A 20154-nucleotide genomic window follows, 5' to 3' on the forward strand; every position below is an offset into this window, starting at 1 on the left:
GGGACCGCGGGAGGGCCGAGTCCTTCTCCGGCACAAGGCGGGGCGGCACCTCGCGGGGATCAGGATAGCGGCCTGATGGAGCAGGTGGTGGCCAGGGAGAACATGCTGTCCGCCCTAAAGCGGGTAGAGCGAAACGGAGGCGCGCCCGGCGTAGATGGCATCCCGACCGAACGGCTTCGGGACCAACTCCGTGCCGAATGGCCGCGCATCCGATGAGCTTAACCGAACGCTATCAAAGTCTTCGTCAAGCTTGGTGAACCGCCGGATGCGGACCCGCATGTCCGGTGGTGTGAGAGGACGGGGGCTAGCCGCCCCCTCCTACTCGATTTTGTAAGTATTCAGTGAGCCCGGTTGGATGCGGCCCAGCACTCACCCAAATATGACTCTGCTCCCGGTGTTTCAGGTTTAATTGACACATCAGGTTTTGGGAAGAGCTAGTATCCCGGTGAGTGCTGGGTCCTCGTTCACTCCAGTGCTCCGCGCGCTATATTTACATCATTTTTTTGCCCGAAAACGGGCGAAGAGGGCCGATAGAACCACGGCCGTGCCTACGCCCAGGGCCATACCGGCACTATCATTCAATCCCAGGGCTACCGACCAGTAGTAATATACCCCCACCGCTGCGGCCACGGTCAGCATCATGGGCAAAAAACTCCTGCTCATGTAGTAGACCTCCCGGTACAACCTGTCCCTTCCAGCATAGCAGGAAAAGAAGTCCCCGGCAAGCGAAAATGGCCCTTTGGGAAAAGGGCCGGGTATGGTGGTGGGGGCCTGTTCAGGCTGTGGCCTGGTCGATGATCTTGCGGTAGGGATCGCCGGCGTCATCACCGGGCTCGAGCAGCTGGCAGATCCTGCCGGCAGTGTTTTCGTCAATACCCGCTTCCCCCAGCAGGGCCAGCACTTCCTCCCGGGACCAGCCTTTCGCCCGGGCGGCCGGACCGACCAGGCTGGCCGCCAATGGAATGAGAGGCTCCGTTTTTTCGGCCAGGGCCATTGCTTCAGCCTTTTGGGCTGCTTTCAAGGACCGGTTCAATAAATCATGGTCCTCCGGCCTGAGTTTTTTGCGCAGCGCTACTTCCAGGCGGTTCCGGATGATCTGGGGCTGGCTTTGAATTGTCTTCGCCATTTCGCCAAGACATTTGCTGGCATAGGAGCACCAGGCGGCACAACCGGGGTCGAACCTGGGATTGCCCACCAGCTGCTTGCAATTGGGGCAGCGCAGGGTTATATCATCTTTCCAGAACTCGATGCTCTGGCCGCAGTGGGGGCAGGGAGACTCAAATATGTCTTCAGGTTTCCAGAAACTGCGGTCCTGTCCGGGACACTTCCAGATGGACATATCGCATCCCTCCTTTTGCCGGTGGTGAATTGATCATAATATCTGGTGCAATAGAAATCTGTGAGTATGGTCACACTATCCGGTGAATCAGGGAAATTATCAAAATAAAAAAGAAAGGCGTGAGCTGAAATGAAAATTGCCGTTCAGGACAACCTGGAAGAAGTAAAAAAATTTTTGGCTTCCCGGGGATACGAGGTGGTCAGTCCTTCCAATGCCCTGGGTGCGGCTGCTATGGTTGTTACCGGGGACATCGATGCCCGGGAGGAAGAGCAGACCCTGGCCCTGGCTACCAACCCGACCATTACCACCTATGCTCCGGTTATTAACGCTGCCGGGAGGTCCCCGGAAGAAATCCTGCAACGCATCCGGGAAGTGACCGGGGAAAGAAAAGCCTGATCATACCTTGCGTAAAGTCAAAGCCCGTTCCGGGGAAGGTGTCTGTTTAAGTAGTCCCTTACCTGCACCTGATCGATTGGCCCGGGACGGGCTATCTTTTATAGAAAATTTGCAGGATTTTCCTCCCTCCCCGTCGAAGGGAAACAAGTAAATTGAACCAGGGGGAGGGGTATTATTGCTGCGCATGAGGTTGGGCTTAACATGCCTGTTATCGGCTGTGCTGGTTTTGCTCTCCGGCCTGTTTTCTGGAAATGCGGCTTTAGCAGCGGAATCATTTAAAGATATCCGGGGTCACTGGGCGGAAAAGGTCATGCTGGAAATGAACGCTTACGATATTGTGCACGGGTATCCCGGGGGGGAATTTCGTCCCAACAACAAGGTGACCCTGCTGGAAGCGGTGGTGATGATCCTCAATACCCTGGGGTTGAACGAAAAAGCCGGGCAGGTGGATCTTTCCGGCCTGCAGTTTCACCCTTCGGTGACCTGGGGTAAAGGGCACCTGGCCCTGGCGGTGGAGAACGGCATGCTTACCCGGCAGGGCCTGCCGCAAATTAATAACCGGCGGCTGGCCAGCCGGGTGGAAGTGGCGGCCCTGGTTTGCCTGGCCCTGGGCTTGACCCCCGATTCCAGCTATGTAACCTTTTTTGATACCGGTGAGATACCCGAGAAATACCGGGGTTACGTAGGAGCCGTAGTGAAACACAACATCATGCGGGGAATGCCCGGCAACATGTTCTCGCCCAACGAGCCCGTTACCCGGGCCCAGTTATGCGCCACTTTATCCCGGTTGATTGACCAGAAGCTGGTGCTCCCGCCGGCACCCATGAACCTGGTGGTGGGCCGGATTGCCTCCATAGACGTGGATAAACAGAAAGTCGTCTTGCGCAACCTGGAAGGGGAAAAAACCGTCTATTTGCCCGCGGATATGACCGTGTTCACCGCTTCCGGGACCACTACCCTGGGGTCCCTGAATACCGGTGACCGCCTGAAATGCATTACCGATGGGCAGAACAATGTCCGCTACGCGTCTTTGGTGGATGGTTCACCTTCTATAAAAACCACGGTGGAAGGGGTGGTCGTTTCCTTTGCCAAAGGCAGCGGGGGTTACTCCCTCACCCTGGAAAACAATGAAGGAGACCGCCTTACCTACCCGGTGGAGGACGATGCCCGGTTGATCAGGGCGGGCAAGGAAATCGATGCCTCCGGGCTGGTGGAAAATGACTACGTGGAAATCGGGCTGGACGGGAACGACCGGATTGTCAGGATAGAGGTATACCCGCCGGAAAGAATCAGCGGTACCGTGGTGGAAGTGGAAAGAGATGCCCTGACCCTCAGAAGGCAGGGTGAAGAAACGGAGTACGAAGTAAGCCCCCGGGTGCAGGTAACCAGGAACTTCATCCGCGGGATGAGCTACGGCGAATTAAAGCGCGGCGACCGGGTGGAAGTTGTGGTCATGAACAAGACCATATTCCAGATTAATCTCCTTTCCGACGTGCTTACCGGGCAGAGCGGCATGGTTTCCCGGGTGCACAGCAAGGCCGTATACCTCTACGTGGGGGATGAGGAAAAGCGCTATGAACTGGATGAACGGGTGGAAGTGATCAAGGACGGGCGCCTGGTGGGCCTGGACAAACTGCGCCGCGGGGATTACGTAAACTTCGAGGTGGACAGCCGCGGGTATATAATTACCATTGAGATCCTGGACGAGAAAAAGGGCGATTTTGAAGGCACGCTGAAATACCTTGTTTTGTATCCCCGGCCGTGGGTAACCATTGTCACCACCGGCGGCCTGGAAATGGAATACGAAGTTTCCACAAGCGCCACCGTTTTGCGGGATGGGGATAAGATTAACCTAAGCGACATCGTTCCCGGCTCGAGGATCAGCATCCGGGTCGAAGACGGCAAGGTGACGGAAATAGAGGTGCTGGACGATCAAAACCTTACTGTGAAATGCCGGGTGTCCAGTATAAACCAGGAGCGCCTGCGGGTCACCCTGGAGATCAACGGCCGTTACTTCACCTATTCCCTGGCTCCCCAGGTCACCATCCTGGACCGCAACGGCAAACCGGTGTCTCTGGAGGATGTCAAAGGGTACCTGGTGGAGGTGCGCCTGAAAGACGGGGAGATAGACAGCATCACGATAATTTAACCCGAACTTGCTTACTGTCCCGGTCAAACCGGGATTTTTTTCTTTCCTTACCGGCATTTCTATCGTATAATTGCGATATACAGATATTTCTCTGTCCTGGAAGCCTTGCGATTCTCCAGACCATGAACACTTTTTTCCCGGAGCCCGGAATGCTCCGGGCAGGGTTAGAGCAATTACTTGAACGGGGGGTTGTTGTTGCCGGAAGTAAACGTTTCCTTGGGGGCGGCCTTTCTCGCCGGGCTGGTTTCGTTCCTGTCCCCGTGCGTACTGCCTTTAATACCCACCTACATGGCCTATTTAACCGGAGTTTCGGTAACGGAGTTAACGGCACCGGGGACGGCGCGCCTGCGTTTTTTGCTCCTGACCAACGCCCTTTTGTTTGTGGCCGGCTTCAGCCTGGTTTTCGTAGTCCTCGGGCTTTCCGCCAGCGCCCTGGGCAAACTTTTGCTCCGCCACCAGAACCTGCTACGGCAGGTCAGCGGTGTGTTGATCATTCTCTTCGGGCTGCACATGGCAGGCCTGTTGCGCCTTAACTGGCTGATGAGGGAAAAGAGGGTTCATTTTGTACCCCAAAAAGCAGGCTGGTTAAACTCCCTGCTCATGGGCATGGCTTTTTCCGCCGGCTGGGTGCCCTGTGTCAGCCCCATTCTCGCTTCGATTTTGCTGCTGGCCGGCCAAAGTGAAAGCCTTATTCAGGGAGCTTACCTGCTGGTAATCTATGCCCTGGGCCTGGCCCTGCCCTTTTTAATAGCCGCCCTGGGCCTGGGCCATCTGGTGCAGGCTTTACGCCGCCATGCTTCCCTTTTGCCCCTGGTGACCAGGGTGGGCGGCTGGTTGATGATTGGTGTGGGCTTGCTGGTGCTGACCAATTCCTTTGCCCGCCTCTCGGGCTATGTACCATTATCACTATGAAAATTAGGAGGCAATAAAATGAATAAGAGGCTGTTTTCTGTGATCATCATCTCTGTGGTAATTGTAAGCCTTATTGCCGCTTACGTTTGGTCCATCGGCAAGGAAAGGGGGAAGGACGTCACACCACCCGGCGCTGCCGTTAAAGAGGAGACCGGAGTTCAAACGGGCACGGAAGTGGGACAGCGGGCTCCCGATTTCACCCTCACCGCTACCGGCGGGAAGGCAGTTTCCCTTTCTTCCTTTAGAGGCCGGCCGGTAGTGCTCAATTTCTGGGCCACCTGGTGTCCTCCCTGCCGGGAGGAGATGCCCGCCATCCAGAGTTTCTATGAAAAAAGGGGCCGGGAAATTCAGGTGCTGGCAGTTAACCTCACGGCCAGCGAAAAATCTGCCGCCCATGTAAAGGACTTTTTGAAAGCCGGCGGCTACACCTTCCCGGTTTTGCTGGACACCCACAACAGTACGGCTCAGGAATACCTGGTGCGGGCCATTCCCACCACCTTCTTAATTGACCGGGAAGGCATCATCCGGGACATACACACCGGGCCCATGACCGTGGAGATGCTGGAGAAGGCCGTGAAAAAAATAAGCGACCAGTAGAATAACTCCTTCCGGAAATGCCTTCCTATACAATTTTATCATTGACAAACCCCCTGGCCCCTGCTATGCTAAATTCCAGAAGGGGAGTAGCAAGCTTTCCCGGCGGCGTCAGTTCGGCCTGCAGGCCCGCTGCCGGGGCGGTTTCAAGCCGTTTGCAAGACCTTCACCTGTAGAAGGGTGGAGGTCTTTATTTTTTCCTGCCGGTGGGAAATTGGAAACCCAAATTGTCTAATTGGAGGTGTAGCAGTCAATGGAATGGCTGAACGCCCAAAACCTGTTCGCCATACTTACTATTATCATTGCCGACTTAATGCTTGCCGGCGATAACGCCCTGGTCATTGGCCTGGCCTGCCGGGGGTTGCCGCCGGCACAAAAACGCCGGGCTCTCCTTTGGGGTACGGGCGGTGCGGTTGTCCTGCGCATCATTTTAACTTGCGGCGTGGCTTTGCTGCTTGCCATCCCCTTCCTGCAGGCAGCCGGGGGAATATTGTTAACCTGGGTGGCCTTGAAATTATTGTTGCCGCACAAAGAAGTGGGCGTTGATGCCGCAGATAATCTCACCGGTGCCATCAAAACTATTATTATAGCCGATGTGGTGATGAGCCTGGACAATGTGCTGGCCGTAGCCGCTGCGGCCCACGGGAGCATTGTGCTGGTTGTCTTTGGGCTTGTCTTAAGTATTCCCATTGTCATTTTTGGCAGCCAGTTAGTTTCCCTGCTGGTGGAAAGGTACCCCATTCTTATTTTTGCCGGGGCTGGTGTGCTGGCCTGGACGGCCGGCAAAATGCTGGTGGAAGACAGGGTGGTGCACCGGCTGGTTTCGAACATTGATTATGTACCGGTGGAAATTATTATTCCGGCCGGAGTGACCCTGCTCGTGCTGGTTGCCGGCTGGCACGTGAAACGGCGCGGGTATATGCAGGTGCCGGTTAGACGGGAGGTACCTACCCAACAGGGGTAACAAAAAAAGGGGCTTAACGCCCCCCTCCTACTTTTCCTCAAGTAACCTGGCCAGCAACTCCACCGTGTGCACCACTTTCTGGGGCATTTGCTCCTGGGTCAACCCGTCGGTCAGGTGCATCCGGCAGGCGGGACAACCGGTCACTACCAGTTGTGCCCCGGTGTCTTCGATATCCTTTAACTTGCGGGTGAGAATCTGATAGGACATATCGTAATGGGTCAGGCTGAAAGAGCCGGCGTTGCCGCAGCACCGGGCCGGTTCTTTCAGGGGCAGGTAATTGACCCCGGGAATGCTCCGGATGATGAAAAGGGGCTCCTGCACCACGCCCAGGCCGCGGCCCAGGTGACAGGGCTGGTGGTAGGTGACGGCCAATTCCGGTGCCCTGAACAGTTTCGGGTTAAAGGGCAGCTTGTGCAGGAACTGGGTTATATCAAGGATTTTGGCGGCTACTTCCCGTGCCCTTTCACTATATCTGGGAATATCCTCCAGCAGTTCCGGGTACAGGTGTTTGAAGGCTTCCCCGCACGTCCCGCACACGGTGATGATGGCGTCGGCCTGTATGCCGCCGAACAAATCCACGTGGGACCTGGCCATCTCCAGGGCCATGTCCGCCGCACCGTTGTACAGGATGGGAGCGCCGCAACAGTGCTGCAGCCGGGGGATAATAACGTCCACTCCGTGTGCCTTCAGGACGCGCAGGGTGGCCTGTCCGATCTCGGGATACAGGTAATTGGTCATACAGCCGGTAAAGAAGGCCACCGTTGCCACAGGCCGCTCGACCGTATGCTTTTCCGCCACCTGGTCCCGGAAAGGAACCGGTGCCAGAGGAGGGACGATCCGGCGCAGTTCCAGGCCGATGGGGAAGCGGGGTTGCATTTTCCCCGGCTCAATATTTTTAAATAAGAGTCCCTGTAAGCGGGCGGCGGTTTTTACCCCCAGATCAAAAAGGCGGGGGCGGCTGAGGCCGGTAAATATGGTCTTCTTTATAAAGGGCAGCCCTTTCTTTTGGGTCAGGACCGTCCTGGCGGCCAGGATAATCCGGTCCACCTTCACGCCGGAGGGACACGAAGCTACGCAGGCCAGACAGGTGAGACAAAGGGCGAAGCGCTCGGCCAGCCCGTCCGTTGGTTCCAGCTTGCCCTCCAGGACCGCCGCGGCCAGGCGGATTTTTCCCCGGGCCACGGCCGGTTCCCGCCGGGATTCCTGGTATAAAGGGCAAACAGCCTGGCAGTTGCCGCATTTCATGCATTTAAGTATTTCTTCTTCTACCGCCGCCAACCCGTCAAAAATGCTCATGCTTGCTCCTCCTCAAGTTAGATCTACCATTTTACCCGGGTTGAGGAGATTGTCTGGATCCAGGGCTTGCTTAATTTTCTTGAGTACCTGCACGCCCGGGTTGCCCATCTCCCAGGGGAGAAATTGCTTTTTGGCGATGCCGATCCCGTGTTCTCCGGAAAGGGTGCCCCCCAGACTCAAAGCCGCACGGAAGATTTCCTCCACGGCCGCCCGCACCCGTTCCATCTCCTCCTCGTCGCGGGCGTCGGCCAGGATGGTCGGGTGCAGGTTGCCGTCACCGGCGTGCCCAAAGGTGCCGATAACCAGGTTGTAACGCTTGCCGATGTCTTCCACGGCCAGGAGCATATCTGTGATCTTGCTCCTGGGCACGGTGGCGTCCTCCAGGATGGTTGTAGGCTTGCGGCGGGCCAGGGCGGGCAGGGCGGCCCGGCGGGCGCTCCATAATTTTTCCCGTTCTTCATCGTTTTCGGCCGTTTTGACCCACCCGCCGTTTTTGGCAATAACCTGCCTGACGGCAGCCGCCTCCGATTTAACCACTTCGGGAATCCCGTCCACCTCGATGAGCAGGATGGCCTCCACATCGGTGGGCAAACCGACGTGGGCAAAATTTTCTACGGTTTCCACCGTAACCCGGTCCATAATTTCCAGGGTGGCCGGGATTACCTTTTGCCCGATGATATCAGCAACGGCATTTCCCGCGTCGGCCAGGCGGCTGAAACCGGCCAGCATGGTTTCCCTGGCCTGGGGTGCCGGGATCAGGCGGACAATAATTTCCGTAATGATCCCCAGGGTGCCTTCGGAACCGGTAAACAACCGGACCAGGTCATAGCCCGTTACATTCTTAACCGTCTTGCCCCCGTACCGGATTACCTCACCGTCCGCGAGAACTAACTCCAGCCCCATCACGTAATGCCTGGTGACCCCGTACTTGAGCCCCCTCAATCCTCCGGAACACTCGGCCACGCTTCCTCCCATGGTGGCGGTGGCCACCGTGCCCGGGTCGGGCGGGTAAATCAAACCGTAGGGGGCTACAGCGTTATTCAAGTCCTGAATGATCACTCCGGGTTGCACCGTGGCCGTCAGGTTGGAAGGATCTATTTCCAGAATGCGGTTCATTTTTAAGGTGCTGAGCACAATTCCCCCTTTGATGGGTACTGTGCCGCCGCTTAAATTTGTTCCCGAACCGCGGGGGTAAATGGGCAAGCGAAACTGGCGTGCAATTTTGACCACTTTCACCACTTGATCCACGTTTTCCGGGGTAACCACCACGTCCGGCGTTTGCTCCGGCAGGTCAGCCGTGGCGTCATAGGAATAACAGAACAAATCTTCAGTCGCGGTAATGACGTTATTTTTGCCCAGTTCCCGGCGTAACGCTTCGATGGCCTGTGCGACGGACATATAATTTCCCCCTCGGAAAGAAGTAGTCTGATGGTATGACCACCATACGTTTAAATGTTCGCTCTTTTTCTGGCTGATTCCTCCCGGGGTTCGGCATGTTGCCAAAAATTTTTTAAGGCAAAACGACAGGCGTGATAAAGTACGATTCACTCAACTGTAAATGTTCAGTAACCCCGCTATGGTGCCGCCCGGCACTCACCAAAGTAATACTCTGCTCTGACACCTCCGGTTTCAGGAAGACCTGGTATGCCAGTGAGTGCCTGGTCCATGTTCACTCCCAGGCTTCCGCACAGCACCGTGGCAAGGGACTGGCGGTGCTGCAAATGCCGCATAGTAGTTGCACCTTACTGCAGTGAACGGAGCCATCCAGTTGGTTGCGAGTGTCCTTGCTTAATAAAAAAACCCGGCTTTTAACCGGGCCAGGCTTTACGCCATATTGACTACCTTTCCGTACTTTCTGAGAAACCGCATGCCTTCGAAGAGCATGATATCTTCCTTGCCCACGTTTTTGCCAATTCTGGCCATAAACACATTGGCGGGGTGCTCCAGAATATCGGGGTCGTCGGTGGTTACCTTTTGCAGACCCACTTTCCCGAAGAGCCTAGTGAGCATCTTTTGATAAGCCCAGATATCCAGGCCGGTGTTTCTGGTGTCCCAGTGCCAGCAATATTCGGTAGTGATTACAATGAAGTTTTCCACGGCGGGATGGGAAAAGGCCAGTTTCATCAGGTTTTCCGCTACGCCGCAACCACGCCATGCCGGGCTTACCTCAATGCCGCCCATTTCCAGCACCTGCGGGTGTTTGGACCAGCGGCTGAAATCATCGGGGTGGTGGAAGGTGACATAGCCGATAATCTCATTTTCGTGGCGGGCAATGAATATCATGCCGTCGGGCAGATTGGTTATCTGTTTGAGGGCTTCTTTCTGGCGGTCCGGTGGGCGGAAATTGGTAAGACCCTCGTTCATAGAGAGCCCGTCAATGTAGCTGTCCGTTACCGGTCCTTCAAAGACAACCAGTCCTTTGGGAGTATTCAATTCCACGGGTTTTAACTGTACCAGCGCGGCCATCGACCCCACCTCCCGGGCTGACCATTCAGGTGTCATAATCGACCGTTTACCCTTGAAATACAACCGTTTAGTTATCTTTATTATAGGTAACCCTGTCAATATATTCAATCCCGGCGGATGAAATAGATATATTAAAAATATTCGCATTTTTAGTTTGCCATAGACTCTTGTATTTATTCCGGGTTATGGCCCTGATGCCTTTAAAACTGAAATTCTACCTGCTATTAAGGAAGGATTAAGGAAGGATTGATGTCTAATTTATATTGCGTTAACAAGTTCGTCTTTGTGGTACAAATGAAAAGTAAAGTTAGCATTTGACTAAAATGGACATTATAGATTATAATACCATCAAAAATAAAAAAGGAGATGTGATGTATGCCTTTTGAAGTTTATAAACCCCGTGGTGAAAGGGCAGAAAAAGCACCTATGGTTTCTTTTTCTAAAAGTTCAATAGTGCTAAATAATGTGGCCAGGGAAAAACTGGCTGCACAGCATGTGGAATTAGCCTATGATCGGGATGCGCGTATTATCCGGATCCGGGCAGTGGAAGAAGGGGGCATGCAGATTAAAAAAACAAAGGTTTTTGGCAAGGGCTTTTTTAAACACTTTAACATCAGCCCCCGTGGAAAGTATGAAGCCAGGTTCGATGAGAACGAGCGGGCGCTTTATATTCAACTGGATGCTACCGGGGAAAATCCATAACCCGCATGATCTTGCGGGTTTATTTTATAGATCGCGCCCCTGAAAACCCACCCCCTTGTGGGGTGGGATGAAAGGGACATCGCCCGATAGGGCGATAAAAATATAACCAAGCATTTGCTCCCGTAGTATAATTAAACTGTGGAAGGAAAAATAAACCACTGCGTAAGCGCCGAAACTATCCGCAAATACATCGAAGCCCGGAAATCACCCCGGTGGGAGGTGAAACCAAGTGAGCCGATGTAAAAACAATGCGGTCAAAAAACTAAAAACTTGCTCTGATGAGCGGTCTATTAACATTCTGGTGAAAAGTTTCCCCTGCGCCTTACTAAAGGGCAAATTGCTCAGGCGTAAGACCCAGAACTCAACACCCATCGCAACACTCAGCTTCTAAGTATTAACTTAACTTGGGTGTTGAGTGCTGGACGGGGCCGAGGTCTCCCTGTCGCTATAGCCTGCTCCCAGGGGTAGGCAAATCCAATCCAGAAAGGAGCGAAAGCCTGGTCATGGGGAGGCCGGGTTCACAAAAACTAATAGCTTGTTAAGTATTGTGAGCTTTTTTGAACCAGGATTTTTCCTGGTGCTTGTCGAAGATATACTGTCCAAACATTTAAAAGGGGGCTCTTCACATGGAAATCTTTCAGAAAATAGGTGAGACGGCTAAGGGGTTGAGCGATAAGGCCAAAGAGGTGACCAAGAGGTCCGGTGAATTTCTCGAGGCCACCCGGCTAAAATTTGAGCTGTCGCGGCTGGAAAAAGAGCTGGAGAACAATTTTTTAAGTTTGGGGGAACTGGTTTATCGCCGTTATAAGGGTGAAGAAGGACTGGACGGGGATATTGAACGTCTTTGTGAGAGCACCCGGAAGATAGAAACCGATATGCTTTCCATCCAGGAGCAGATCAACAGGCTGCAGCCCAAACCTCTGGTATGTCCCCAGTGCAAAATCGAACTTCCGGCGGGAGGGAAATTCTGCAGCTACTGCGGCAACCAGGTGGCTTCGGAAAAACCGGCCGGGGAAAGTTAATTTGTCTAAATAATGCAAATTATTCTGCAGGAGGTGAGCGATCATTTCCACGTCCTACCAGGAAAAAATCCGTACCCTGGCCGAACTTCTGCGCCGCTACGACCGTAATTTTGCCCTGACGGGGGCCGGGGTAAGTACCGAAAGCGGTATTCCCGATTTCCGCAGCCCGGGAACGGGGTTGTGGACCAAGTATGACCCGATTAAAACGGCCAGTTTGAGCGCCTTAAAGCAGGATCCGGCGACTTTTTACAAAATAAATCTCTCCCGCTGGGCGGCCTTTAGCGGTGTCGAGCCCAACGATGCTCACCGGGCAATAGCCCGCCTGGAGGAGCTGGGTTACCTGGTGGGAGTAATAACCCAAAATATCGATGGCTTGCACCAGCGGGCAGGTTCAAAGCGGGTGTGGGAAATTCACGGCCACCTGCGCACCTGCCATTGTATGAGCTGTGAGCAAAGTTACCCCTTCTCTTACCTGGTGGAACAGTTTGAAAAGGGGCAGAACCCGCCCCTTTGCGGTATCTGCAAGGGAACTTTGCGCCCGGACGTGGTCCTGTTTGAAGACCGGATGAGCGAGGACTTTTTCAAAGCCACCAAGGCCTTGTCCGGCTGCCAGTTGCTGCTGGTTGTGGGGAGCAGCCTGCAGGTTTACCCGGCGGCCGGATTGCCGCAATTTGCCCGGCGGGTTGTGATCATTAACCGGGAACCAACCCCCTTGGACGAACAGGCCGAGCTGGTAATCCATAACAGTGCCGGCCAGGTATTCCGGGATCTAATGGCGGAACTGGGGGAACCCCTTACCGGCCAGTAGCCCGGTGCCGTCAGGGCTTCTACCGGTCATTTAGTTCGCCAGTACCAGCTCCACCAGCAGGGGCAAATGGTCGGAAGCCCCTGCGGGAGGAGTAAAAGCCTTGGTAATGCGCCAGTGGCGCGAGGCAAATATGCGGTCCAGCCCGAACCGGGGGCGGTAAGAGGGAAATGTTGGCAGATGGCCCGGCGGGGTTACGGGCAGTTCGGGGAAGGTGAGCCGTTCCGTATTCATATCACCGGCTAAGACCACCGGCCCACTCAAAGAGCGTATGGTCTCCCTTATTGCTTCCGCTTGTTTTTCCCTTTCCTGGAAGTTTAACCCCAGGTGGGTGTTGAGCAGGAAAAACGTTCCTGCATCGTGGTCTAAACTGGCGGACTGCAGCCCCCGGGGCTCGTGAGCGCCGGGCAAGGGGTAGTATTGATGTTCTGATATGGGGTAACGGCTTAAGATTGCCAGGCCGTATTGGCAGATGCCCAGCCAGCTTAAGGTAGGGGCAAAAACAAAGTGCATGCCCAGGTACCGGGCCAGCGCCCGGGCCTGGTGGCGCAGGTAACTGCGGGGAAGGTGGCGGTCCACTTCCTGGAGGGCGACCGCGTCGGGGTTATACCGTTGCAAAACCGCCGCCACGCGCCGCAAACGCACTTTGCCGTCAACTCCTTTACCGTGTTGTATATTATAGGTGAGCAGCCGCACAACGCGCTCCATCTTTTGTTCCCCCGGTGGTTGCGTACCCCGGCAGTTATGCCGGGGTGTTTTTTGTGGTATTATTATAGTATTGTTACCTTGTTTTTGAGAGAGGTAGTGAGATGGGCGTTAAGATTCTGGCAATCGAAACTTCCTGTGATGAAACTTCCGCCGCCGTGGTGGCAGATGGTGTGGAAGTGCTTTCAAATATTATTTCCTCGCAGGTGGATGTACACAGGAAATTTGGCGGGGTCGTGCCCGAAGTGGCCTCCCGCAAGCACCTGGAGTTAATCAACCATGTTATTAAAGAAGCGCTGGATCAGGCCGGGCTGGATTTTGGCGATCTGGATGCGGTGGCGGTTACCCATGGCCCCGGGCTGGTAGGGGCCCTGCTGGTGGGGGTAGCTGCGGCCAAGGCCGTGGCCTTTGCCCTGGATGTTCCCCTCATTGCCGTTAATCATCTGGAAGGCCACATCTATGCCAATTTCCTGGTCCGGCCCGATTTGCCCTTTCCCCTCATCTGCCTGGTGGTGAGCGGCGGCCATACGGATCTGGTGCTGGTTCTGCATCACGGTGATTACCGGTTATTGGGCAGTACCCGGGATGATGCCGCCGGTGAAGCCTTCGACAAGGTGGCCCGGGTGCTGGAACTGGGTTACCCCGGGGGGCCGGCAATTGAGCGCCTGGCCAGGGAGGGTAACGAAGAGGCCATTGATTTTCCCCGGGCCTACCTGGACGGCCTTGATTTTTCCTTCAGCGGCCTGAAGACGGCGGTGCTCCAGTACCTGCACCGCTGCCGGCAAAGGGGAGAAGAAGTAAACCTGGCCGATGTGGCGGCCAGCTTTCAAAAAGCCGTGGTGGACGTGCTGGTGGATAAAACCATGGAAGCTGCCCGCAATTACAACTGCCCGACCATAATCCTGGCCGGGGGAGTGGCGGCCAACGGCCGGTTGCGGGCGGCCCTGGCGTCCCGGGCGTGTCAGGAAGGCCGGGAAGTATTTTACCCCCCGCCGGTGTTCTGCACCGATAATGCGGCCATGATCGGGTGTGCGGCCTATTACAAGTATCTGCGGGGCGATCTAGCCCCCCTGACCCTCAATGCCGTGCCCGGCCTACCCCTGCTTTCGTTTTAAGCAAACTTTGTCGAAGGAATTTTATCCCTTTTGCCTGTGGATTATCCCGAGTTATCCACAAAAAGTTTGGCCTTTAAGAAACAGCAAATCCGCCGGGCAAAAAGGAGTTGAAAAACGCGAAGCCTTGAAAATCAAGGCTTTCAGGGTTGAAATGGTTCCCTGTAAAAACCGGTTTCCGGTCGGGTGAGTGACAGTTTTGTGGATTACGGGTTGTGGATAATGTGAATAAGTTTGTTAATAACTGACCAGTCAAAGGATCGGCCTGTGGGTGAAATTGTGGGTCGATTGATGTCCAATATTTCCGAAACAGATTTATTTTTGTCTATCAATCTGCCAGATATTTACACCGACTGGTGACGAAGTACCGAAAAATTTTTTCTTCAGCAGGATGCACAGAACCGGTTGTTGAAGTATTTTAAAATGTAAATATTCAGTGAACCCTGTTGTAACAAGTTTATAGAAAAGGAGCAGTGGGCCTGTGTACTGGGATCGCGAGTGTGAAACCATGTCCCGTGAGCAGCTTCGGGCGCTGCAGCTGGAGCGCTTGAAGTTGACCATCGAGCGTGTTTACCGCAACGTATCCTTCTACCGGCAAAGGTTTGCCGAAATGGGTATCAAACCCTCGTCCATCCGTTCATTAGAGGACCTGCGGCGGCTGCCATTCACCACCAAACAAGATTTGCGCGACAACTATCCCTTTGGCTTGTTTGCCGTACCCATGAGCGATGTGGTCCGCGTGCACGCTTCTTCAGGCACCACGGGTAAGCCCACCGTGGTAGGATACACTCAAAACGATATCAATACCTGGGCGGAACTGATTGCCCGTTCTCTGGTCTGCGCCGGGGCCACCAAATTCGATGTGGTTCAGAACGCCTACGGTTACGGTTTGTTTACCGGGGGATTGGGTCTGCACTTTGGTGCCGAACGCCTGGGGGCAACGGTGGTGCCCGTTTCCGGGGGCAACACCCAGCGGCAGCTCATGCTCATGCAGGACTTCGGTACCACCATCCTCACCTGCACGCCGTCCTATGCCCTGTACATGGCCGAAGAAGGGCAAAAAATGGGGCTGGATTTTAAGAAGCTGCCTTTAAAGGCCGGCATCTTTGGTGCCGAGCCCTGGTCGGAGCGCATGCGCCAGCAACTGGAGGAGAAACTGGATCTTATGGCCCTGGATATTTATGGCCTTTCCGAAATTATGGGACCCGGAGTGGCCATGGAGTGCCAGGCCAAGCAAGGGATGCACATCTTCGAGGATCATTTTATCCCCGAAATCATCAACCCCGAGACGGGGGAGGTGCTACCTCCCGGGGAAGAGGGAGAACTGGTGATCACCACCATTACCAAAGAGGCTTTCCCCCTCATTCGCTACCGCACGCGGGATATCACGCGTATTGATCCGGAACCCTGTTCTTGCGGCCGTACCCATGTGCGCATAAGACGGATTACCGGCCGCAGCGACGACATGCTGATCATCCGCGGGGTTAACGTATTTCCCTCCCAGGTGGAAAGCGTGCTCCTGGAGTTCGGCGAAACCGAACCCCACTATCTGCTGGTGGTGGACCGCAAGGCTAACCTGGACTACCTGGAAATCTGGGTGGAAGTGGCGGAGCACATGTTCAGCGACACGGTGCGCAAGCTGGAAGACCTGGAACAACGCCTGCGGGAGCGGATCGAAAGCGTTCTGGGTATTTCCGCCCGGGTGAAGCTGGTGGAGCCCAACACTATCCCGAGAAGTGAAGGCAAGGCGAAGCGGGTAGTCGACCGGCGGCAGATATAACTGGTCGGGCAGTTGTAGTTGCGGGCAGCTTCCGCGGCACATATATAAGGAAAGGGGGTTCTCCCATGAAAGTCAAGCAAATCTCCATCTTCCTGGAAAACAAAACGGGGCGTTTGGCCCAGGTGACCAGGGTACTGGGGGACAACGGCATCAACATCCGTGCCCTGGCCATAGCCGATACCACCGACTTCGGCATTTTGCGTCTCATTGTCAACGACCCGGACCGGGCTTACCGGGTGCTCAAGGAGGCCGGTTTTACCGTCAGCGCCACCGATGTCATTGCCGTGGAAGTGGTGGATGAGCCCGGCGGCCTGGCGGGGGTGCTGGCCGTTTTGCAAGAAGCAAACCTGAACATCGAGTACCTGTATGCCTTTTTGCAGAAAGCTTCCAAGGCCGCCCTGGTGGTGTTCCGGGTGGAACAACTGGACGGGGCCATTGCCGCCCTGCAGGCAAAGGGTATCCGTATCCTGAGCGGGGAAGAGGTTTACGCATTGTAAACAAATATCCCGGCTTGGCCAGCAGCCGGGTTTGCTTTTGCAATTTAGCCGTGCCTTTACTGGTATAGGGCGATGGGGGCAAATAAACGCCCTTTTTCTTTGCAGCCAGGGGAGTGGACAAAACCATGCGCTTTTCAAGGCACGATATGATCTTCATCTTTGCCTTGCTGGTTGCTGCCGGGACCGGCCTGGCTACGCTGTATAACCTCGTAATTATCGAAATGCTGGTATCCGGCAACACCCGGCAGGTCGGCGGGGCCATACATTATGCTTTGGGGCTCAACCTGGCCTTCTGGGGATTGTCGGTGGTGCTTGGCGCCGCCGGCCTGTGGTTTTATTTGCGGCAGAGGCAATCCCGGGATAACACCGGGCATGGCCATGCAGGGGAACACCCCGCCGAAATGGTTGCAACGCCCTGTACCGAACAAATGACGGAGCTGATCCGGACGGTAAAGGAGACTTTGGAGGTTATCCAGCCGCTGGTTTTGCACCTCACTACCAGACAGGATACGGCTTCCGGTGCAACCACTGTCTGTGACCCGGTTTTCCAGCCAGGGGAGCATTTAAAAGCCGGCGATAACCGGCCGGGAGAGCAGATGGGGGAAGATGAATCCGAGCAGGAATTCTGGCCGGACTTCCCCAAAGGGCTCAATAAGGTGACTTTAAAGCAGGTTTTATCATATCTGGAGGAACATAACGAAACGGGGGTTTCTTCGGAGGAAATAGCCGTAGGAGTAGGGCTTTCCCGGGTGACCGTAAGGCGCTACATGGATTACCTGGAACAGATTGGCTATGTGAAGGTTGAATTGAGATATGGCACCGTAGGTAGGCCGTTAAAAATATATACTTTGGTCAACTTGTTTAGTTCCTGATAACTCTTAAAACCCGCCAGGGTTTTTTTCTTTTTTAAAGAGTTTTATGTGTTTTATGTTGTTTATTTAGCTTTCATTGTAGTATGCGGAAAAATCATTAAAATTTGAATCGGTATAGTCTAAAACTTTCGAAGACTTGGAGGGGTTTGTATGGAGGGAACGGGCAGAAAGTTTGAAAAGTTGCAGGAAATTATCGCCCGTCACGAGGGTAAGGTGTCGCATTTGATTGCCATCCTGCAGGAAGTGCAGCAAGAATACCGTTACCTGCCCGAAGAAGTACTGACCTATATTGCCACGGCTTTAAATATTCCGCCGGCGGTGGTCTACGGGGTGGCCACCTTCTACGCCCAGTTTTCCCTGGTTCCCAAGGGCAAATATGTCATCCGGGTTTGTGACGGCACGGCATGCCACGTGCGGGGTTCGGAACCGATCCATTTTGCCCTGCGCAAGGAACTGGGACTTGCGGAAGGCCAGCAGACAACCGATGACCTGCAGTTTACGGTGGAAACGGTATCCTGCCTGGGGGCCTGCGGGCTGGCCCCGGTGGTAACCATTAACGACCGGGAAGTGCATGGACAGATGACGACTGAAGATGTTTTAAGGGTGTTGCGGGCTATAAAAGCGGGGGAAAGCCAGGAAGAACGGAGGGAAGCCCATGCTTAAATCAAGGCAGGATTTGAAGGCGCTCACAGAGCGGGCCAGGGAGGCGCTGCAAAAGGAAAAGTTGCGCATTTTAATCTGTGCCGGTACTGGTTGTGTGGCCAACGGCTCCCTGGGGGTGTACGAAGCCTTCCGGGAGGAACTGGCTAAAAGGGGTTTATCTTATAAAGTAGAGCTGGTGCATGAGGAGGATAATGCCGGGACTGCTTTAAATATCAGCGGCTGTCACGGGTTTTGCCAGATGGGTCCCCTGGTGCGTTTTGAGCCGGAAGGAGTGCTCTATTTAAAGGTCAAAAAAGAGGACGTTCCAGAGATCATTGAAGAACACATTGTGCACAACCGGCCGGTGGAAAGGTTGCTCTACCATCATCCGGTTACCGGCCAGGTGGTGGCCCGGGAGGAGGATATTCCCTTTTACCAGAATCAGGTGCGGGTGGCCCTGGAATTGTGCGGTCTGGTTAACCCGGAGGATATCAATGATTACCTGGCCCACGGCGGTTATCAGGCCCTGGAAAAAGTCCTTTTTGAGATGACTCCCGAGGACGTAATTAAGGAAATAATGGATTCGGGTTTACGCGGCCGTGGCGGGGCCGGTTTTCCCACCGGCCGGAAGTGGGCCTTTGCCCGGTCTGCCGTGGGGGACAAAAAATATGTCATTTGTAACGGCGATGAAGGGGACCCGGGAGCCTTTATGGACCGCAGCGTGATGGAAGGTGCTCCCCACCGGGTGCTGGAAGGGATGATGATTGCCGGTTACGCTATCGGTGCGGACGAAGGGTACATTTACGTCCGGGCCGAATACCCACTGGCGGTAAAACGGTTGAAAAAGGCCGTGGCTGATGCCGAAGCTCTTGGCTTTTTGGGCGATAACATCCTGGGCAGCGGATTCGCTTTTCGCATCCACATTAAAGAGGGTGCCGGCGCCTTTGTCTGCGGCGAGGAAACGGCTTTGATTGCCTCCATTGAAGGTCAGCGCGGCATGCCCCGTCCCCGTCCTCCCTTTCCGGCCCAGAGCGGCCTCTGGGGCTGCCCGACCATTATCAATAACGTGGAAACCCTGGCCAACGTGGCTCCCATTATCACCCGGGGAGCAGGTTGGTTCAAGCAGTACGGCACTCCCACCAGCCCCGGTACCAAAACCTTTGCCCTGGCCGGTCAGGTGGCCCATACCGGTCTGGTGGAAGTGCCCATGGGCATTACCCTGCGGGAAGTAGTTTTTAACATCGGCGGTGGGTTGCGGGACGGTAAAGAATTTAAAGCGGTACAGATCGGCGGGCCCTCCGGAGGCTGCCTGACTGAAGAGCACCTGGACCTGCCCCTGGATTTTGACTCCCTGCAAAAGGTGGGGGCAATGATCGGTTCCGGCGGCATGGTGGTCATCGGCCAGGACAGTTGTATGGTGGAAGTGGCCAAGTTCTTCATGACCTTCGTGCAAAATGAGTCCTGCGGCAAATGTGTTCCCTGCCGGGAAGGGACCAGGCGGATGCTGGAGCTCTTGACCAAAATAACCCAGGGTAAGGCTACGGAGGAAGACCTGCTCCTGCTGGAAGAGCTGGCGCTGGTGGTCAAAGACGGTGCCCTGTGCGGCCTGGGCAAGACTGCTCCCAACCCCGTGCTCACCACCCTGCGCTACTTCCGTGATGAATACGAAGCCCATGTGCGGGAGAAAAAGTGTCCGGCAGGAGTCTGCAAGGCACTGCTCAGTTACTTTATTGACCAGGAAAAATGCAGGGGCTGCGGTTTGTGTGCCAGGAGCTGTCCGGTGGAAGCCATCAGTGGCGAGAAGAAACAGCCCCATAACATCGACCAGGTTAAGTGCATCAAGTGCGGCACCTGCATGGAGAAATGCAAGTTCGGCGCTGTTTACACCGCCTGATATCAAG

Annotated in this window: 20 protein-coding genes and 1 pseudogene; 15 read left to right on the plus strand and 6 right to left on the minus strand. The window is 54.8% G+C overall.

The features are described from left to right. Window positions 1–216, plus strand: a pseudogene (locus BUA65_RS18635) (group II intron reverse transcriptase/maturase); the annotation flags it as partial. Between the two features lie 279 nt (window positions 217–495). Here the strand turns inward: BUA65_RS18635 and BUA65_RS18385 are convergent. Both BUA65_RS18385 and BUA65_RS14495 read right to left on the minus strand, forming a co-directional pair. Then, the gene (locus BUA65_RS18385) at window positions 496–663 is read right to left on the minus strand and encodes a hypothetical protein (RefSeq protein ID WP_165613271.1); all 168 of its coding nucleotides are present in this window, start codon (window positions 661–663) and stop codon (window positions 496–498) included. Between the two features lie 112 nt (window positions 664–775). Then, window positions 776–1339 (minus strand): hypothetical protein, encoded by a 564-nt coding sequence (locus tag BUA65_RS14495; RefSeq protein ID WP_072870745.1) that lies wholly within the window; start codon window positions 1337–1339, stop codon window positions 776–778. A 129-nt stretch (window positions 1340–1468) separates the two neighbouring features. Between BUA65_RS14495 and BUA65_RS14500 the strand changes: the two genes are divergently transcribed. The 5 genes from BUA65_RS14500 to BUA65_RS14520 all read left to right on the plus strand — a co-directional run bounded on the left by BUA65_RS14500 (window position 1469) and on the right by BUA65_RS14520 (window position 6354). Continuing rightward, window positions 1469–1735 (plus strand): YkuS family protein, encoded by a 267-nt coding sequence (locus BUA65_RS14500; protein WP_072870747.1) that lies wholly within the window; start codon window positions 1469–1471, stop codon window positions 1733–1735. Between the two features lie 184 nt (window positions 1736–1919). Next, window positions 1920–3884 (plus strand): S-layer homology domain-containing protein, encoded by a 1965-nt coding sequence (locus tag BUA65_RS14505; RefSeq protein WP_242656348.1) that lies wholly within the window; start codon window positions 1920–1922, stop codon window positions 3882–3884. A 195-nt stretch (window positions 3885–4079) separates the two neighbouring features. Further along, window positions 4080–4796 carry a cytochrome c biogenesis CcdA family protein gene (locus tag BUA65_RS14510; protein ID WP_072870750.1) on the plus strand — a complete coding sequence of 239 codons (717 nt, stop codon included), beginning with the start codon at window positions 4080–4082 and terminating at the stop codon, window positions 4794–4796. Between the two features lie 18 nt (window positions 4797–4814). Continuing rightward, entirely contained in the window at window positions 4815–5393 is a 579-nt protein-coding gene (locus BUA65_RS14515) for a TlpA family protein disulfide reductase (RefSeq protein WP_072870752.1), read from the plus strand. 250 nt (window positions 5394–5643) lie between these two features. After that, the gene (locus tag BUA65_RS14520; RefSeq protein WP_084062518.1) at window positions 5644–6354 is read left to right on the plus strand and encodes a TerC family protein; all 711 of its coding nucleotides are present in this window, start codon (window positions 5644–5646) and stop codon (window positions 6352–6354) included. A 27-nt stretch (window positions 6355–6381) separates the two neighbouring features. Here BUA65_RS14520 and BUA65_RS14525 read toward each other — a convergent pair whose 3' ends face one another. The 3 genes from BUA65_RS14525 to BUA65_RS14535 all read right to left on the minus strand — a co-directional run bounded on the left by BUA65_RS14525 (window position 6382) and on the right by BUA65_RS14535 (window position 10116). Then, complete coding sequence (locus BUA65_RS14525) at window positions 6382–7650, minus strand: (Fe-S)-binding protein (protein WP_072870753.1); 1269 nt, start codon at window positions 7648–7650, stop codon at window positions 6382–6384. A 12-nt stretch (window positions 7651–7662) separates the two neighbouring features. Then, window positions 7663–9048 (minus strand): FAD-binding oxidoreductase, encoded by a 1386-nt coding sequence (locus tag BUA65_RS14530; protein WP_072870755.1) that lies wholly within the window; start codon window positions 9046–9048, stop codon window positions 7663–7665. A gap of 426 nt (window positions 9049–9474) precedes the next feature. Then, window positions 9475–10116 (minus strand): GNAT family N-acetyltransferase, encoded by a 642-nt coding sequence (locus tag BUA65_RS14535; protein ID WP_084062520.1) that lies wholly within the window; start codon window positions 10114–10116, stop codon window positions 9475–9477. A gap of 375 nt (window positions 10117–10491) precedes the next feature. Here BUA65_RS14535 and BUA65_RS14540 point away from each other — a divergent pair, with 375 nt between their 5' ends. From BUA65_RS14540 to BUA65_RS14550, 3 genes are all read left to right on the plus strand, one after another. Beyond that, on the plus strand, window positions 10492–10818 hold the full coding sequence (locus BUA65_RS14540; RefSeq protein WP_072870758.1) for a hypothetical protein: 327 nt from the start codon (window positions 10492–10494) through the stop codon (window positions 10816–10818). Between the two features lie 626 nt (window positions 10819–11444). Beyond that, window positions 11445–11840 carry a zinc ribbon domain-containing protein gene (locus tag BUA65_RS14545; RefSeq protein WP_072870760.1) on the plus strand — a complete coding sequence of 132 codons (396 nt, stop codon included), beginning with the start codon at window positions 11445–11447 and terminating at the stop codon, window positions 11838–11840. Between the two features lie 43 nt (window positions 11841–11883). Next, window positions 11884–12648 (plus strand): SIR2 family NAD-dependent protein deacylase, encoded by a 765-nt coding sequence (locus tag BUA65_RS14550; protein WP_072870762.1) that lies wholly within the window; start codon window positions 11884–11886, stop codon window positions 12646–12648. 30 nt (window positions 12649–12678) lie between these two features. Here the strand turns inward: BUA65_RS14550 and BUA65_RS14555 are convergent, their stop codons facing one another. Continuing rightward, window positions 12679–13353, minus strand: a complete 675-nt coding sequence (locus BUA65_RS14555) for an endonuclease/exonuclease/phosphatase family protein (RefSeq protein ID WP_072870763.1) — start codon at window positions 13351–13353, stop codon at window positions 12679–12681. 101 nt (window positions 13354–13454) lie between these two features. Between BUA65_RS14555 and tsaD the strand changes: the two genes are divergently transcribed. The 6 genes from tsaD (at window position 13455) to nuoF (ending at window position 20147) form a co-directional block, all read left to right on the plus strand. Then, window positions 13455–14465, plus strand: coding sequence for a tRNA (adenosine(37)-N6)-threonylcarbamoyltransferase complex transferase subunit TsaD (gene tsaD / locus BUA65_RS14560; RefSeq protein ID WP_072870764.1), 1011 nt, complete (start codon window positions 13455–13457; stop codon window positions 14463–14465). Window positions 14466–14943: 478 nt separating this feature from the next. Further along, window positions 14944–16242, plus strand: a complete 1299-nt coding sequence (locus tag BUA65_RS14570) for a phenylacetate--CoA ligase family protein (protein ID WP_114281511.1) — start codon at window positions 14944–14946, stop codon at window positions 16240–16242. Between the two features lie 65 nt (window positions 16243–16307). Beyond that, complete coding sequence (locus BUA65_RS14575; RefSeq protein WP_072870768.1) at window positions 16308–16739, plus strand: ACT domain-containing protein; 432 nt, start codon at window positions 16308–16310, stop codon at window positions 16737–16739. A 125-nt stretch (window positions 16740–16864) separates the two neighbouring features. Further along, on the plus strand, window positions 16865–17611 hold the full coding sequence (locus tag BUA65_RS14580; RefSeq protein ID WP_072870769.1) for an HTH domain-containing protein: 747 nt from the start codon (window positions 16865–16867) through the stop codon (window positions 17609–17611). 150 nt (window positions 17612–17761) lie between these two features. Further along, window positions 17762–18274 (plus strand): NADH-quinone oxidoreductase subunit NuoE, encoded by a 513-nt coding sequence (nuoE, locus tag BUA65_RS14585; RefSeq protein WP_072870771.1) that lies wholly within the window; start codon window positions 17762–17764, stop codon window positions 18272–18274. Beyond that, entirely contained in the window at window positions 18267–20147 is a 1881-nt protein-coding gene (gene nuoF, locus BUA65_RS14590) for an NADH-quinone oxidoreductase subunit NuoF (RefSeq protein WP_072870773.1), read from the plus strand. Before nuoE ends, nuoF begins: the two co-directional genes overlap by 8 nt. The last annotated feature ends 7 nt before the right edge of the window (window positions 20148–20154 follow it).

This window comes from Desulfofundulus thermosubterraneus DSM 16057 (genome assembly GCF_900142025.1).
Classification (GTDB): domain Bacteria; phylum Bacillota; class Desulfotomaculia; order Desulfotomaculales; family Desulfovirgulaceae; genus Desulfofundulus; species Desulfofundulus thermosubterraneus.

Excerpts from the sequence above, each read along its gene's own strand:
- BUA65_RS18385 (WP_165613271.1), bottom strand. The coding sequence starts at position 663 with ATGAGCAGGAGTTTTTTGCCCATGATGCTGACCGTGGCCGCAGCGGTG.
- BUA65_RS14495 (WP_072870745.1), bottom strand. The coding sequence starts at position 1,339 with ATGTCCATCTGGAAGTGTCCCGGACAGGACCGCAGTTTCTGGAAACCT.
- BUA65_RS14500 (WP_072870747.1), top strand. The coding sequence starts at position 1,469 with ATGAAAATTGCCGTTCAGGACAACCTGGAAGAAGTAAAAAAATTTTTG.
- BUA65_RS14505 (WP_242656348.1), top strand. The coding sequence starts at position 1,920 with ATGAGGTTGGGCTTAACATGCCTGTTATCGGCTGTGCTGGTTTTGCTC.
- BUA65_RS14515 (WP_072870752.1), top strand. The coding sequence starts at position 4,815 with ATGAATAAGAGGCTGTTTTCTGTGATCATCATCTCTGTGGTAATTGTA.
- BUA65_RS14520 (WP_084062518.1), top strand. The coding sequence starts at position 5,644 with ATGGAATGGCTGAACGCCCAAAACCTGTTCGCCATACTTACTATTATC.
- BUA65_RS14525 (WP_072870753.1), bottom strand. The coding sequence starts at position 7,650 with ATGAGCATTTTTGACGGGTTGGCGGCGGTAGAAGAAGAAATACTTAAA.
- BUA65_RS14530 (WP_072870755.1), bottom strand. The coding sequence starts at position 9,048 with ATGTCCGTCGCACAGGCCATCGAAGCGTTACGCCGGGAACTGGGCAAA.
- BUA65_RS14535 (WP_084062520.1), bottom strand. The coding sequence starts at position 10,116 with ATGGCCGCGCTGGTACAGTTAAAACCCGTGGAATTGAATACTCCCAAA.
- BUA65_RS14540 (WP_072870758.1), top strand. The coding sequence starts at position 10,492 with ATGCCTTTTGAAGTTTATAAACCCCGTGGTGAAAGGGCAGAAAAAGCA.
- BUA65_RS14545 (WP_072870760.1), top strand. The coding sequence starts at position 11,445 with ATGGAAATCTTTCAGAAAATAGGTGAGACGGCTAAGGGGTTGAGCGAT.
- BUA65_RS14555 (WP_072870763.1), bottom strand. The coding sequence starts at position 13,353 with ATGGAGCGCGTTGTGCGGCTGCTCACCTATAATATACAACACGGTAAA.
- tsaD (WP_072870764.1), top strand. The coding sequence starts at position 13,455 with ATGGGCGTTAAGATTCTGGCAATCGAAACTTCCTGTGATGAAACTTCC.
- BUA65_RS14575 (WP_072870768.1), top strand. The coding sequence starts at position 16,308 with ATGAAAGTCAAGCAAATCTCCATCTTCCTGGAAAACAAAACGGGGCGT.
- BUA65_RS14580 (WP_072870769.1), top strand. The coding sequence starts at position 16,865 with ATGCGCTTTTCAAGGCACGATATGATCTTCATCTTTGCCTTGCTGGTT.
- nuoE (WP_072870771.1), top strand. The coding sequence starts at position 17,762 with ATGGAGGGAACGGGCAGAAAGTTTGAAAAGTTGCAGGAAATTATCGCC.
- nuoF (WP_072870773.1), top strand. The coding sequence starts at position 18,267 with ATGCTTAAATCAAGGCAGGATTTGAAGGCGCTCACAGAGCGGGCCAGG.